General features: G+C 44.9%; 11 protein-coding genes. 4 read left to right on the forward strand and 7 right to left on the reverse strand.

Annotation, left to right across the window (positions count from 1 at the left end; all coding sequences use genetic code 11):
• The first annotated feature begins 232 nt into the window (after positions 1 to 232).
• Positions 233 to 1,792 carry a glycerol-3-phosphate dehydrogenase gene (glpD, locus tag ACED42_RS01990; protein WP_371701196.1) on the forward strand — a complete coding sequence of 520 codons (1,560 nt, stop codon included), beginning with the start codon at positions 233 to 235 and terminating at the stop codon, positions 1,790 to 1,792.
• 281 nt (positions 1,793 to 2,073) lie between these two features.
• On the opposite strand, the gene ACED42_RS01995 is transcribed toward glpD, so the two are convergent.
• On the reverse strand, positions 2,074 to 2,310 hold the full coding sequence (locus tag ACED42_RS01995; RefSeq protein ID WP_012600119.1) for a YdcH family protein: 237 nt from the start codon (positions 2,308 to 2,310) through the stop codon (positions 2,074 to 2,076).
• A 667-nt stretch (positions 2,311 to 2,977) separates the two neighbouring features.
• Between ACED42_RS01995 and ACED42_RS02000 the strand changes: the two genes are divergently transcribed.
• Positions 2,978 to 4,018, forward strand: a complete 1,041-nt coding sequence (locus ACED42_RS02000) for a DUF1214 domain-containing protein (protein ID WP_371701198.1) — start codon at positions 2,978 to 2,980, stop codon at positions 4,016 to 4,018.
• A 106-nt stretch (positions 4,019 to 4,124) separates the two neighbouring features.
• Here ACED42_RS02000 and ACED42_RS02005 read toward each other — a convergent pair whose 3' ends face one another.
• From ACED42_RS02005 to ACED42_RS02030, 6 genes are all read right to left on the reverse strand, one after another.
• On the reverse strand, positions 4,125 to 5,039 hold the full coding sequence (locus ACED42_RS02005) for a LysR family transcriptional regulator (RefSeq protein WP_248382721.1): 915 nt from the start codon (positions 5,037 to 5,039) through the stop codon (positions 4,125 to 4,127).
• A 217-nt stretch (positions 5,040 to 5,256) separates the two neighbouring features.
• Complete coding sequence (locus ACED42_RS02010; RefSeq protein WP_012600116.1) at positions 5,257 to 6,501, reverse strand: NADH:flavin oxidoreductase/NADH oxidase family protein; 1,245 nt, start codon at positions 6,499 to 6,501, stop codon at positions 5,257 to 5,259.
• A 176-nt stretch (positions 6,502 to 6,677) separates the two neighbouring features.
• Positions 6,678 to 8,126 carry a DUF1254 domain-containing protein gene (locus ACED42_RS02015; protein ID WP_371701200.1) on the reverse strand — a complete coding sequence of 483 codons (1,449 nt, stop codon included), beginning with the start codon at positions 8,124 to 8,126 and terminating at the stop codon, positions 6,678 to 6,680.
• Between the two features lie 72 nt (positions 8,127 to 8,198).
• Positions 8,199 to 9,737, reverse strand: a complete 1,539-nt coding sequence (locus ACED42_RS02020) for a sulfatase-like hydrolase/transferase (protein WP_059017662.1) — start codon at positions 9,735 to 9,737, stop codon at positions 8,199 to 8,201.
• Between the two features lie 185 nt (positions 9,738 to 9,922).
• A complete protein-coding gene (locus ACED42_RS02025; protein WP_017097581.1) occupies positions 9,923 to 10,819 on the reverse strand; it encodes a LysR family transcriptional regulator in 897 nt (298 codons plus the stop codon).
• A gap of 17 nt (positions 10,820 to 10,836) precedes the next feature.
• A complete protein-coding gene (locus tag ACED42_RS02030) occupies positions 10,837 to 11,988 on the reverse strand; it encodes an anaerobic sulfatase maturase (protein WP_371701202.1) in 1,152 nt (383 codons plus the stop codon).
• 241 nt (positions 11,989 to 12,229) lie between these two features.
• Between ACED42_RS02030 and ACED42_RS02035 the strand changes: the two genes are divergently transcribed.
• Positions 12,230 to 13,630, forward strand: coding sequence for a DUF1254 domain-containing protein (locus tag ACED42_RS02035; RefSeq protein WP_017100596.1), 1,401 nt, complete (start codon positions 12,230 to 12,232; stop codon positions 13,628 to 13,630).
• 186 nt (positions 13,631 to 13,816) lie between these two features.
• Positions 13,817 to 14,929, forward strand: coding sequence for an OmpP1/FadL family transporter (locus tag ACED42_RS02040; RefSeq protein ID WP_371701204.1), 1,113 nt, complete (start codon positions 13,817 to 13,819; stop codon positions 14,927 to 14,929).
• Positions 14,930 to 14,941 lie beyond the last annotated feature (12 nt).

Below are 14,941 nucleotides of genomic sequence, written 5' to 3' on the forward strand. Positions count from 1 at the left end.
ATTCACGATTCTTTATAGAAAAGTTAATAAAGTAAAACTTGCTCGCTGTCACTGTCGCTTCTATGCTCGAATTAGACTTATTTGAACCTCTGCCTTCATAAGCAGAGGTTTTTTTATGCCCAAATCACATAAAACGCGCATAAACGAAAATAATAAATGACCGCAAACGAAAGTTCATATAGGATTCAATTATGTTCTAAAATGCTCGTTCGCTCAGAAAGAGGTCAAAACCATGAGTGCTCAACAAAATAATTCAAACAACAGTACACCTTCCACTTTAGACTTGATCGTGATTGGCGGCGGCATCAACGGTGCAGGCATCGCGGCAGACGCATCAGGTCGTGGTCTAAACGTAGGCTTATACGAAGCAAATGATTTCGCCTCTGCGACATCGTCTGCAAGTTCAAAACTTATCCACGGTGGCTTACGTTACCTTGAACACTACGAGTTTCGTTTGGTTTCGGAAGCACTGGCCGAGCGTGAAGTATTGTTAAGAAAAGCACCTCATGTTGCTCAACCAATGCGTTTCCGTTTACCTCATCGACCATTTTTACGCCCAGCTTGGATGATCCGCTGTGGCCTATTCCTTTACGATAACTTGGGTAAACGCACCACGCTTCCTGGCAGCAAAACAGTGAACTTGGCAAAATCAGGTTTACTAAAGCCAGAGATGAAAACAGGTTTCGAATACTCAGATTGCTGGGTAGATGATGCGCGTATGGTCTTGCTCAACGTGTTGGCGGCAAAAGAAAACAACGCAGAAGTACGTAACTACTGCCGTGTTGAAAAAGCGCACCGTGAAGGTGGTATTTGGCATGTGACGATCCTTGATGTCATGACAAACCAACGCTTTGAACGCAAAGCAAAAGCGCTTGTTAACGCTGCTGGTCCTTGGGTTAAACAGTTCTTTGATGATGGATTAGAGCAGGCTTCGCCTCGTAATATTCGTCTTATCAAAGGCTCACACATTGTTGTGCCACGCATTCATGACGAACCACAAGCGTACATTCTGCAAAACAAAGATAATCGCATTGTGTTCATGATCCCTTACCTAGATAAGTTCTCGATCATCGGTACTACCGACCTTGAATACAAAGGCGACCCACGTAACGTCGCAATTGATGATGTCGAAGTGGATTACTTGATTGATATTGTTAACCAACACTTTGTTAAACAACTTGGCCGTGAAGATGTGGTTTGGACATACAGTGGCGTAAGACCGCTTTGTGATGACGAATCGGATTCACCGCAAGCGATCACTCGTGACTACACGTTGGAATTGGACGCAGAGCTGGATCAAGCACCACTGCTTTCGATCTTCGGCGGTAAACTAACCACTTACCGTAAACTAGGCGAAGCAGCACTTAAGAAGTTAGAACCACACCTAACCAATATGGGTGCGCCTTGGACAGCCAACAACACGCTTCCAGGTGGTAACTTCAGCTGTAGCAGAGAGCAGCTTGCGAAGATGATCCACACTAAATACCCTTGGGCATCTGAAGCGCTACTACTTCGTTACGTGACTCAATTCGGTACTTACACGTGGAAGCTACTGGAAGGCGCAAATTGCGAAGCTGACCTTGGCAGCCAATTCTCAAGCGAAGCTCATGGCGTTTATCAAGTTGAAATCGATTACTTGATCAATGAAGAGATGGCGATGACTGACGAAGACATCTTGTGGCGCAGAACCAAACTTGGCCTGTACATGAGCGAATCCGAGCAGCAAGCGGTGGCGGATTACCTGAAAGAGAAACTACAAAGCAAGGTAGTGAGCTTTTCTCAAGTAGGCTAACCCCACTAGCCTAAACATGGTTCAAGAACATACTTAACAACGAAGCTTAGCGTCCCCCGCGCTAAGCTTTTTTATATCCACCCTATTTACAAAACCTTAGTGCTAACTGAGTTTGTCTATATCTACGGTTTCTTGTATCCAAATATTCTTATGCGTTCAGATAGAGACTGGAATGCAGAAACGAAAAAAAACTCCCGAAGGAGTTTTTATTGTCTAAACCTGCAGTAACCGTTTAGCGATCTAACGATTTAACTTAGCTATTCAGCAAAACAACCCGCTAGCTAGGCAATTAAACGAGCATGCAGTGAATCTTTAAGCTCAGAACGATCATGTTTCAATTGGTGCATCGAGCCGTCATCAATGGGTGAATCTTTCAGCTCTAGTTTACGAATCTCTTTATCAAGGTTGTCGTATGTCTTCATATCTGCTGCAAAGCCATCGTCAGTTTTAGCAAGCTCAGCAATTTTGTCTTTCATTTCAGGAAATTCGTGAACAAGAGAGTGATTTTCACCTAGCATAGAAACCTCTTAAGTTGAGTAAAGTGATTGGTAGTACACATTCATTATTTACCTTAGCAAGGGACTCAAATAACAAATGAGATCCAGTACACAGCCTAGAATATAGACAGTTCAGATTCACAAATTTACAACATAAATCGGTAGGGATGCGTTGTTTTACATAGAAGAAAGCCTCACGTAATCGCAAGGCTTTGTAGAGGTGAGTTCTTTATAAGAACAGTGACAGAAATGATAATAACAGCAGCTAAAAAGTATTTTCAAAAAAGGATTAGCTGCTACACCCACCAGAATGAACTCGATTCATTTGATCATGTGAAGATGTTTCAGAGCCTGTTGATTGGCATCCCGCCACAAACAATAGCGTTACAGATAAGATAAGCCATTTCATAATTAATCCTCTTTTAGTCATAACTAAAGCATAGTGCTTAAAAGCGCGAATACCTCAGTCATTAACTAAAGCCTTACCTGCCGATAAAGCCTTAGTTAATGAACAAAGCATCGCTTCATTAATTAACGACCAGTCTCCGTGCAAAAAACTTTCACCAAACGAACAAAAAACAGTCACAACTCTCTCTAAGCTTCACAAAAACCGGCCTTTCAATTCCTTTTAGTTATTACCTAAATAACATCAATTCATTTTTAGAATCACCACCAAACCGATACATTAGTGTCATCTCCTAATGACGACCTCAAGGTAAACGATATGAAAAAGACCATTTTAGCAACACTGATTACCATCACATCAATGCAAACAATGGCAGCAGTTGAAGTAACCGACGAAAACTTCGCTCGTGCAGAAAGCGACCTTTACTTCACTCAACAGTTAGAGCATCAACCGGTTAATGTTTTTGAGCATAATCGCGAGAACGTAACGGTAGAGAACCAAATGATTATCCGCTCTAACACCGACCTGCTCTATTCAACCGCGGTTGTCGATGTCTCAGAAGGCGCAACATTCAAACTGGCGAAAGGCGATGCGTACCAGATCATGCATATCTTCAATAACAATCATGATAACCACATGGCCATTTATGGTGGCGAAGAAATTTACATCGACTCAGAAATCGCAGGTTCAGACTACATCTACATACTGATGCGAACTGCAACAAGTGCTGGCGCAGGTGAAGCGCATCGACTGCAAGATGCGGCGGTCATTAATGCGAAATCAGCTAAGCCTTTTGAAGCTGCTTCAGATTGGGATGATGCTTCTCGAGATAACGTCCGAGCAAAATGGGAGAAGCTAGTTAATGACATCAAGACAGAAGAAGCCTTCACACCAAACATCACAGCAACATCAGATAACAAGCAGTTTATGATTGGTACTGCGGTAGGTTGGGCTGGTATGCCGGCAGAGCATGCTGTGTATACATCACGAGCGGGCACGGGTAAAACAGAATGTGCAAACATCACGTTTGAAGCACCCTCATTACGTTATGACGAAGGCGGTTATTGGTCAATTACGGCCTATTCAAGCCAAGGTTGGTTAATGACGAACAACAACAGCGCTGATTCAACGACATCAACACCCAATAAAGACGGTTCTTACACGATTCACTTTGCGCCAAAAGGGCAAACCTGTGACGCTGCAAATAACGTAATTGAAGTAAACGATGATGGCTGGAACTTCGCAGTTCGTGCATACCGTCCTAGCGATGAAGCGGTAGCATCAGGTGAGATGCACAACTTCCCACAGGTCACGGCTAAGTAGCGGGGAATAACGACTGAGTTGCGAGTGATTAGTGTTAATTAACTGGCAATAACAGCTGCTAACAATCACAGCTACTAACAATAATCTAGCCTCTCATTTGAGAGGCTTATTGCTTTTCTTTTATGATGGCTTGGGAGGTAGTGACAATTTTTCGCTTAAGCCATTGATTCATCGGGTGCATTCTCTTGTTATGAGATTCCACCAACACGATCTTTTTGAGCTCTTCCGGTGCATAATCAGGAAAAGAGAGATAATCGAACTCTTCATGAAGATAAAGAGCGAGCTGCTTGGAACACGGTAGAATCATGTCACTTTGTTTAATGACCTCTAATAGCGTGTGCAAATACGAGCTTCTTGCTTTCACTTTAAGCTGCTCTGTCGACAAATGCTTAGCGATATAAGGCTGAATATCATTCCACCCCGGTATCACCAAACTCGCGTATTCCGCTTCATCTATCTCTTGCTGTGAAATCACTTTGCCAGCTAATGGATGGCCGGTTTTAACCAACCCGACAAAGTCATCCTCACCGATAATCTGATGGGTAAACTGCTTATTCGTGTCGATTGGAGAAAAGTTGATAGCTGCTTGTATCTCGCCATCCAACAATTTTTTCAGCGTTTGAGAGCCCCAATTAACAATATTGACTTGAGCATTCGGCGCTTCTTGAATGAGACCAAGGCATAAACGCGCCCCAAGCCAGTTCGAGATAAAACCGTTAATCGCAATCGTGATGTTGCCTTGATACTCGGCAGGGTCAAAGCTTGGAGTTTCAAGAATCACGTCGTCCAAGCTTTCCATGATCATTGGCAGCCGTTCACCAAGCTCTAACGCACGTGGAGTTGGCTTCAAACCTGAATGGACACGAGTAAACAATTCGTCATCAAAGTATTCTCTCAATCGCCCTAGAGCTTTACTCACTGCGGGCTGACTCAGCGCCAATTTATTGCCAGCAATGCGAGTATTTTGGGTTTCTAGCAAAACCAGAAAAACGCGGATTAAATTGAGATCCAATTGTTTCATAGTTACCTGTCATTAAAATTTGGTCAGGGAGATATTTAGCCGTCTGGCGATAAACGCTAACTTAGCGAAGATCTCTCTCATTATGGCTCATTTGACGATTGATTCGCTTAACGATCTTTAGCTCTTTCTTACTATCTAGACAAACTAAACAATAAATCATCATAGAAAAAGCAGAACTTCAATTCCTCAAAGTTCTGCTTTAACAATCCATGACTGCTTACGCTCTGCGCTTTTTGAAAGCGTGCCAGCCGGCGCTGAAAATTGTTTTTAACACCACACCGAGTGCGCTTAGTTTTGGATCGGCGTTCTTGCCAGAGGCAATGCGCCACATCTGATGTTCATACCAAACCAGCCCGACCATCGCCATCTTGTCTAAAGCGGGCTTTCCTGTGGTTGGCACGGTTAGTGGCATGCCGTGGCTAGGGTCTTCAATTAACTTGTTAGGGAAATCAGGATCAACCGCCATTGTGCGCGCAATACCAATAAAATCGGTCGCCGAGGTGTTTAATGCTTCATTCATTGCTTGCGCGGTTCGAAAACCACCCGTGACCACCAGCGGAGTGCTGACGAGTTTTCTCGCCTTCACCATGTAATCCATAAAATACGCTTCACGTTTTACCGTGCTGGCCTTGATTGGTTCAGCTTTGCTCTTTGAACCCATCATTGATGGACTTTCATAGGTGCCGCCAGAGATCTCAATCAGGTCGATACCGTTATCACTCAGTGTTTGCACAACCTGCATCGACTCTTCTTCAGTGAAGCCACCTTTCATAAAGTCAGCGCTGTTGAGCTTAATTCCGACAGGGAAATCTTCACCGACCTCTTTTCGAATCGCGCGATAAACCTCAAGCACGAAACGAAGTCTGTTTTCGAGTGAGCCACCCCATTTGTCTTGACGTTGATTGTGTCTCGAAGACAAAAACTGACTTACAAGATAACCATGAGCACCGTGAATCTGCACGCCAGTAAAACCCGCTTGTTTTGATAGCTTTGCACTCAGCGCGAATTTATCAATAATTGCGATTATTTCCGTCTCATTCAGAGCTCGTGGCGTATTGAAGCCTTTTTCTAATCCGCGCTCTAAAGAGATCGCCGAAGGAGCAACGGGGCTATCACATAAGAATTTAGGAATTTGCTTTCCTGGGTGGTTCAATTGCATCCATATCTGCGAACCATTTTGTGTTCCAGCCTTCGCCCACTCACGAAATACGCTTAAGTCACTTTGCTCATCCAACACAACGTTTTTAGGTTCACCAAGCGCGCCTCTATCGACCATCACGTTGCCCGTCATGGATAGGCCAATTCCTCCTTGAGCCCAACGTTGGTAAAGCGTGACCAAACCTTGCTTAGGGTTATGGTGTTTATCACCTAACTGTTCACTCATTGCCGATTTGAACAGACGATTTTTAATCACTTGACCATTAGGAAGGGAAAAAGGGTCGTTGAGGCAGATTGGATTCATGCGCGTGGTTACTTTCTTTGGTTTATATATTCAGTCCAGTATGCCCTATTTTATCCGACAGTTCTGAGCATTTAACGCCTATTTCGAAGCAAGTTTCGCTCAATAAAAAATGCCAGCGGCATAGCAGCTGGCATTAATCGATTATAAACAAAACCTTAAACAGGCGATTTAAGTCATCACTTTATCGTGGATTTTTTGACCTTAGTAAATGGTGTCGATTTCCATTTATCTGTTCTTACCTCTTCACCGGGCGTGTACATACGTAACACTGAATACCATTGATGATCGGGGATAGGTAAGAAGTTAGGATCATCTTCATGCCCTTTTACATCGCTACTCATGTAAATGGTGTAGCTGCCATCAGCATTAGGCGTTAGCGTTCTGTCTCCACGGGAATGACGGTTTAAGTCATTTTTCTCCATCAATCGGGTTTCACCACTGTAGGCCGTGTATGACCAAAAACCACCCTCTTCTAGCGGCGGCGCATCGAAGGTCACCGTGTAATCATACTTACTACCATCGAGCGCACCACCTTCACTATCGAAGAAGTCACCGCTGTACATAGTGTGTTTTGCAGGCAGCCCCCATTGGCCCATTAAGGTGCCGTAGGCGTGCTGAAAACTTGGAACCTTGGTCATTTCATCGCGAGTGCCTAATACGTCACGTGAATCATCAAAGCCCGCATTAATGATTCGTTCCAGTCCGTCTTTTTGACCAGACTCGATCATACTAAGCTGCTCTGCCGTAAATGGATGATTGGCTTTGCCTAATTCAACATCTCCTAAGCCAATGTACTCGAACAGTTCAAGCAGCTTTTGGTCATGCGTCTTCATTGTTCCTTCAGACAGGATGAAATTGGTTCGTTCGACCCAATTAGAATCTTCAGGGTCTGGATACTCGCGCTCAACAGGATCTGGCCCTTTCTGACCTAAATATTCCGACAACGTCCTAATATTCCATTGATCCATTAACTTTTGAGCAGTTGCAGAATCGTCACCGCCAAGGTCCATGATTCGCCCCATAATCTTGACCAGCGGATGCTCGACATAGATGACTTGATCGACACTCGCAGGCACTTCACCTTTCCACCCTTCAACTGCATACATGAAGCTGCCGCCTTTTGTGCCTCGCTGTGGAGAGCCAAAAGCCGAGTCAGTAAAGTGCTGCATATTCATGGTATGGAACAACCAGTATCGATTGTCATCATGGTCTGGAATCGTAACGATGACAGGCTCTGCTGCTAGGTCCATCCAACCCATCAAATGTAACGTGTCATTGTTAATCGTCGGGTGCGCAGTGTATGTGTCGTCAGCAAGTATTCGAATATTTTGGAATCGATTCAAAGGGTAGTCTTGCTCAACGACGGTTTTGTAAAAGTATTTGTAGGCTTCATCTATCGAGTACGCGTACTCATAGGCAAGTTGTGCCAATAGCTGATTATCCTTTTTGAGCGACGCTAAACTCGCCATCTCAACGGGGAGAGTTTCCGTTTTTATCCCCATTGCTGTTTTTGTTGCCACAGCTGCGCTGGTCGCGTCCACGGATTGGCTCGCAAGTACCGGAGACGGAAGTGCAACCATGAAAGCACAAGTCAGTGCTGCCGCAAGTATGTTTTTTTTCATCATTTAATGTCCCAACTAAAAGCAATATGTAAGGTGCGCTTGTTACAGCACACCTTGTATTAGTCGTATTTGGCGTTAGTCAGCAACCACTGATTTGTCTGCCATACCAATACCACCGGCTTTCTGTCTTGGTGGAAACGCTTTGAGTGACTTCTGATATTCCGCCGCTGATTTTTGCAGCTTTGGTAATACCCAAGACTTCTCTTTCATCCATAAGAACCAACCACGAGTATCAGGGCTACGCTCGTAAGGATCAGCCTTGATGTTGATGAGCATCCCTAGTGGCCACTCTTCAGGAGGCGCAATCCACTCCGTTTTGGTTTTTAGGTGCACTTTCCAATCATCAACTCGGAACGCATTCAAATCTTGCTCGTTGTAGAAGAAGAACTCATGACGTTGACTCGGCTCGCCTTTGGTCAACATATCCAGCTGGTTATAACCATCCAAGTGGACTTGGTAACGCTCGCCGTTTAACTCTTTTCCATCAAGCAGCTCTTGCTTAATGTCGCCTTCACCCACTGCAGCCATAATGGTTGGCACCCAGTCTTCAGATGTCATGAAGCCATCGGTGTATTCACCTTGAGGGATTTTATCTGGCCAGCTGACCAGCATAGGCACACGGAAACCGCCATCCCATGTCGTGCCTTTTTGTCCTCTGAATGAGGCAGAGCCTGAATCAGGCCAGTGATCTAGGTTTACGCCGTTGTCAGAGGTGAAGAGAATGATGGTGTTGTCGATTTCGCCCAAGTCTTCAAGCTTATCGAGTAACACACCGATCTGGTCATCCAGTTCGATCAAGCCATCGTAGTAAGTGTTGATTTGGCTCGCGCCTTGATATTCCGGACGTACGTGCGTTTTTTGGTGCATACGAGTCGGGTTGTACCACATGAAGTAAGGTTGTTCGTCTTTCTCCGCTTCATGTCTATCAAGCCAATTTGTAGCAAACTCTAAAAATTCGCCATCAACGGTTTGCATGCGTTTAGCGCCTAAAGGACCTTTATCTTCAATCGTTTGCTTTCCAACCACACCAAACCTTGGGTCTTCTTGCATGTCCACACTCTCGGTAGCGATAGTGTGAAGAACGTTACGAGGGCGTCCTCTGAAGTTAGGGTCTGTTGGGAATTCAGGCTGTTCAGGCATCTCCATAACATTAAGGTGGTAAAGGAAACCGAAGAATTCATCAAAGCCGTGCACCGTTGGCAGGTGACTATTGTTATCGCCTAAGTGACTTTTACCGACATGCACGGTCGCATAGCCTTTGTCTTTCAACATTTCGGCTAGGGTTGGATCTTCTTTTTGAAGGCCAAGTGAAGAACCCGGCTGACCGACAGACGTTAAGCCTGTTCGGAATGGATATTGACCCGTGATAAAGGCAGAACGACCTGCAGTAGAGCTGCCTTGCGCGTAGTAATCGCTGACCATCATGCCGCGTTCGGCAATTCGATCAATGTTCGGCGTATCCACCGCGCCTAAACCGCGGTGGTAGGCAGACAGATCCGTTGGGCTCACATCATCGAGCATGATGGCAACCACATTGGGTTGGCTCGCTGCGTGTACATTGACGCTCGCCAGTACCGAAAGCGCCAGAGCGGATTTAACAAAAGACTTATACATTTATAACCCTCATTCACTATGAGTAAATCGCTGAAGTCACAACGAAAATTGTGCATGTCTCAGCGAACCATTGTTGAGGTAAATGGTATAAGAAAGAGGCCAAAAATGGCTTGATAGCCACTATTACGATTCTTAATAGTGGCCGTTAGAAAGGGGAGTTATTTAAAGGGAATAGTAGCGTGATGCTAGGATTGAATAATCGACGTGATTTCTTTTTGAAGCCAATCCGTGAACGGATTATTGCGGTTTGCTTGATGAGTAAACAGTGCCAATTCTCGACGATAGGTATCTTTCAATAGTTCCGGCGGTAAATCGATACAACGATAAGAGTGATCAAGCAAATAGCGGCATTTCGACGATGTTACATAGATGAAGTCGCTGTCCTTAACGACTTCTAGCATCAAATTCATATTGTTGCTTCTGAGCCCGATGTGTTTATCTAAGTCGTATTTTTTGATCAACATTTCCGTCTTGGTCGGCTGAATGTAACCAGGGATCATATTGATACAGAGTGGGTATTTCAGAATGTCCTCAAGGGAGTTGCCTTGAATTGGGTGGTCTGCTCTTAGCACCAACATGAACTTATCAAAGCCAACTGGGCGTTCAGTCAGGGTTTTATTGACGTCCATAGGAAGATAGCTCACTCCCCAACACATTCGGTTGGTCTCTAGAGACTGGACGCCATTATCTAACCAAGGTGAGCATTGGAACGTCACTTGCGGCGCTTCTTTGGTCAGCTTTTTGATTAGTGGCACACCCACTGGGATCAACAGCGGGGAAGGCAGCATGATTTGAACCTCCCCTCTTAAATCTTCCAAGCCCCACTCATCATTGGGTATGTAAAGGTTGTCTAGCTGTTCTAATAGTAGAGGCAAGGTTTCGATGAGCTTCAAGCATTTTGGGGTGGGTTCAAGCCTTGCTTTATCTCTAACAAACAACTCATCATCAAATTGTTCTCTGAGCTTACGAAGCATGACACTGATCGTCGGCTGACTTACGTTCAAGGTTTTGGCTGCACTCACCGTTTGACGAGTTTCATTAAGCACCAAAATGAGCCGCAGTAAGTTTAGGTCTTTGGTCATGCCCTACTCCAAATGATTTAGAAAAGTGGAAAGTACGCTGGCGAATACCCTTTTTTCATCGCTTCTACCATAGGCAATAATTTGGGTAATGCGTGACGAAAAAACATCTCATACCCTTGGCATAAATGATTCATCGGACTGCCATCTTCGATTGTTGCTATTCTGTTTTTAGGACAACCACCTTGGCAGAGTTCAACAAAGTCACAACGTCGACAAGTGCTGTTTAACTCTTCATATTTGTTGGTGCCAAACGCGATTTGTTCTGGTGAGCTCGCCATGGTTGCAAGCTTATCACTGTTCATGGTGCCCAGTTGATGATCTTGATACCCATAATGGTCACAACTGTAAACATTGCCGTCATGCTCAACCATTAATTGCTGTCCACAAGTCGCGCTGTGATGGCACATTTGGCTTTGGTAACCCATCAATACCATTAGACAGTTTTCAAAAAACTGGATATACACTTTACCGACATCATTGGCGCTCCATGCATCAAACAAATCACAAAGAAATTGCCCCCATTGCTCACCGGTTAACGACCAATCATGCCCTGTTCGCCTGTCCAACTCATGATCGATACAAGGCTGAAACTGCATGTAACCACTGCCATTTTCAACCAAAAACTGATAGATCGTTTTACCGTGTTTGTAGGTTTTATTGTTCACGACCGTTAACGTATTAAAATCAACATTGTGCTTCTTTAGATAAGACATCCCACGCATTGTGCGTTCAAAAGACGACTCGCCATTTTTGTCGATCCGAGCGATGTCATTCAGGATATTGGGCCCGTCGATACTAATGCCCATCATGAAATTGTGTTTAGCAAAGAAACTCGCCCAACGATCGTTAATCATGGTTCCATTGGTCTGCATCGTATTCACGACGAGCTTGGTAGTCGCTTTGCTTGCCTGTGCTTTCATCGCCGTTTCATAGAAATCGAGCCCTCTTAACATAGGCTCGCCACCATGCCAGATAAAGTCCACTTGCTGATCTTTCATTGGCTGCGCGTCGATATGAGCACCGACAATTTTCTCCATCATGTCCAGAGACATTGAAGACCTCTTATCGACATCTTGTCTATTAAGATAATAGCAGTAGCTACAATCCAAATTACATTGAGCCCCTTCTGCTTTAATGAATAAGCTAAAAGGATAAGTAGATGTGTTCATATCGATTCCCGTACTTTTTTGCCAACATATCAACCGAAAATCAATCAAACAATAGCGCCTCACGCCCCCTACCTGCACACGTCGTAGAGTCGCTTCACCACCCTAAATAATGTTAACTAAAACAAATACTTGAGTGGTAAAATTAGACTATTAACATCCTTAATATCGGCTATTACACTCCTTAATCTCACTTGCTCATATGATAAATGCCTAATTCTGTTCCTACGATCTAAGGTGTTCTATGAGAAAGCTCCTCTATAAGAAAAGTGTACTGACCAGTTTAGTGTGTTCTTTATCCAGTATTATCGCGATGCCATCCCTTGCCCAACAATCTATTAATCCTGAAGAAGAGCTCGCTTACAATCTAGGTGTTCAAGCATTTATCTATGGTACAGGTCCATTAACCGTGGCTGCGGTTAGGCAAACGACCACATCTGTTGATGCGCCGATGGACAACGCTATGGCACCATTGAATGAGATGGGTAAAACACGCGTTCTATCCGGACCTCAGGATAGGATTGTACCGACCGTCAACAACGATACGCTCTACTCACAAGCTCACTACGATCTGGATTTATCAGGTCCAATGGTGATTGATATTCCTCGCACCGATAACCGTTACTACATTGTTCAGCTATTGGATGCTTACTCAGATTCGATTGAAGATCTGCACGTGAAGAATGTAGGCGACCAAGGTTCAAAAGTGCTTTTGGTCAACAAAGGATGGGCTGGTGAAGTACCAGAGGGAATTGATCGTGTCGTAGAATCTCGCACTCCTATGGTTTGGTTGATTCAACGAACGGGCGTGTTTGGCGAGCAAGACCTCAATGACGCACTGGTTATTCACGATAAATTCCTCAGCTACCCACTCGATCAACTCGGCGCAGAGCATGACATCGTAGAGCTCAAAGCTTCGACAGGTCGTATCCCACCCATGGCGAGGCCTGAAGGGCTAGAGTGGTATTCGCTAATTGACCGTGAACTACGAAAAAACCCGATTCCAGAAGATGCTGCCATTGTTGATCAATTCCAACAAATTGGTATTGGAGGATCGACCCCCTTTAACCCTGAAGCGCTAACCTCAGCACAGAAAAAAGGGCTAATGCGCGCGATTGAGTCTTCACAACAGATCATTCAATACGCTGGTCGAAGCATCGGCGATGTCAATAATGGCTGGTCGATGATGTACGAGGGTGGCCGCTACGGAAATGATTACCTGAGCCGAGCGAGCATCAATATGCGTGCGGCTGGTTTGAATGTACCAGAGCGAGCACTCTACCCAAATCGATACACAGACTCGAATGGCGAGCAACTGTCGGGATCCAATCAATATCGAATGACCATGCCTGCCGATGCACCCGCTGACGCCTTTTGGTCTTTGACCATGTACGACGCTAAAAACCTGTTCATGGTTGAGAACTTCATTCAACGCTACTCCATTTCAACCAATCGTAAAGATGAGCTGAAATACGCAGAAGACGGCACCTTGCCAATATGCATTCAATACGTAAAACCGTCCGATCCGACGTGTAACTGGCTACCCGCGCCTCAAGATGACTTCTATCTTCACATGCGCCTGTATGAGCCAACTCAAGCCGTTCTCGACAATGAATATCCACTGCCACAAGTTGAAAAGCTCTAGCCTCAATTAAGTTAATTACTTCGATTAATCCAACTAAGGCAATTAAGTCGATCAAGTCAATTGCCACGGCGTTCTTAGTGTTCGCTCGTGGCAATGACTTCTCTCTAAGAGCATGGCTCGAACTGCTAGAAACATCACCCAAATTACTGGAAACATAACTCATACACTGAAAATGAGGTTCTATTCTTGAAAACACCTTTCATCACACTGTCTCTGTTAGTAACAGGGATAGTCAGCTCTCTCGCTCACGCGGGTGGATTAAACCTATCTCAGATTGCGACAACCAAAAGCGTTGGCACAGCCGGCGCAGGAAACGTAACCGTGAACGATGCATCCGCCGTGATCACCAATGCTGCGGGGTTATCGGCTATTGAAGAAAGCGCTTGGATTCTCGGCGTTCAATACCTCGATGTTGAAACCACTTTTGTCCGTGACGATAACTCGGCTTCGACCACAGGAAGCAGCGCCGATGTTCTCCCTCATTTGTCTTACGCATCAAGGCTCAATGACCAATGGGTCGTCGGCGCAGCATTGCACGCAGCTGGCGGCACTGGCGTTAAATACTCACACGGCGTTGGCGCACACCCTGCTTTATTGATCAAAGAAAATAGCATTTCGGCACTCAACTTTACGTCGTCATTGTCATATCAGGTCAATGAACAACTGTCTCTTGGTGGTTCTTTGATATTGCAGCACGCAGCGCTTGAAACTCAAGCATTGAATGGTCGAGAGCTTCAAGGAGATAGCCTCGACCTAGGATTCGGCCTGAGTATCAATCACCACATCAGTGACAACACACAATTGGGTGTCAGTTATCAGGGCCAATTTGATCACGACCTTTCCCTTGATAACGCCAACGCTTTTGGCATTAGCTCTGAACTAACATGGGTTCGAAGCTTAAACTTAGGGTTGAAGCATTCATTAAATGAAGACTTAAACCTTCTACTCAGCTCCAACATGGAGACATGGCAAGATTATGATGACAAATACTCAACCACCTATTCTCTAGGGGTTGGTGTGGAATACGCATACGAGGATTGGTTGCTGTACAGCGGAGTGAGCGGTGACACGAGCCCTGTAAGCAGTCAAAACAGAGATGTGTTACTCCCGCTCGATAAACAGTGGCGTATCGGATTCGGCGCTGAGAAGAAGATATCCAACGACTTACATCTAGGATTGAGCTACCAATACCAAGATTTAGGCCATGGTGAAATTAATGCTGACTCAGGACTATTTCAGCCTTCTGGCAGCTATTCGACCAACAGAGTTCACTTCATCACTTTGTCTCTTCGCCATTAAAGCGAACTCTTG

It is taken from the genome of Vibrio sp. FF145 (genome assembly GCF_041439075.1).
GTDB classification, from domain to species: domain Bacteria; phylum Pseudomonadota; class Gammaproteobacteria; order Enterobacterales; family Vibrionaceae; genus Vibrio; species Vibrio tasmaniensis_A.

Coding starts and splice junctions, on each gene's coding strand:
- ACED42_RS01995 (WP_012600119.1), bottom strand. CDS start 2,310: ATGCTAGGTGAAAATCACTCTCTTGTTCACGAATTTCCTGAAATGAAA.
- ACED42_RS02025 (WP_017097581.1), bottom strand. CDS start 10,819: ATGACCAAAGACCTAAACTTACTGCGGCTCATTTTGGTGCTTAATGAA.
- ACED42_RS02010 (WP_012600116.1), bottom strand. CDS start 6,501: ATGAATCCAATCTGCCTCAACGACCCTTTTTCCCTTCCTAATGGTCAA.
- ACED42_RS02035 (WP_017100596.1), top strand. CDS start 12,230: ATGAGAAAGCTCCTCTATAAGAAAAGTGTACTGACCAGTTTAGTGTGT.
- ACED42_RS02030 (WP_371701202.1), bottom strand. CDS start 11,988: ATGAACACATCTACTTATCCTTTTAGCTTATTCATTAAAGCAGAAGGG.
- ACED42_RS02015 (WP_371701200.1), bottom strand. CDS start 8,126: ATGATGAAAAAAAACATACTTGCGGCAGCACTGACTTGTGCTTTCATG.
- ACED42_RS02020 (WP_059017662.1), bottom strand. CDS start 9,737: ATGTATAAGTCTTTTGTTAAATCCGCTCTGGCGCTTTCGGTACTGGCG.
- glpD (WP_371701196.1), top strand. CDS start 233: ATGAGTGCTCAACAAAATAATTCAAACAACAGTACACCTTCCACTTTA.
- ACED42_RS02005 (WP_248382721.1), bottom strand. CDS start 5,039: ATGAAACAATTGGATCTCAATTTAATCCGCGTTTTTCTGGTTTTGCTA.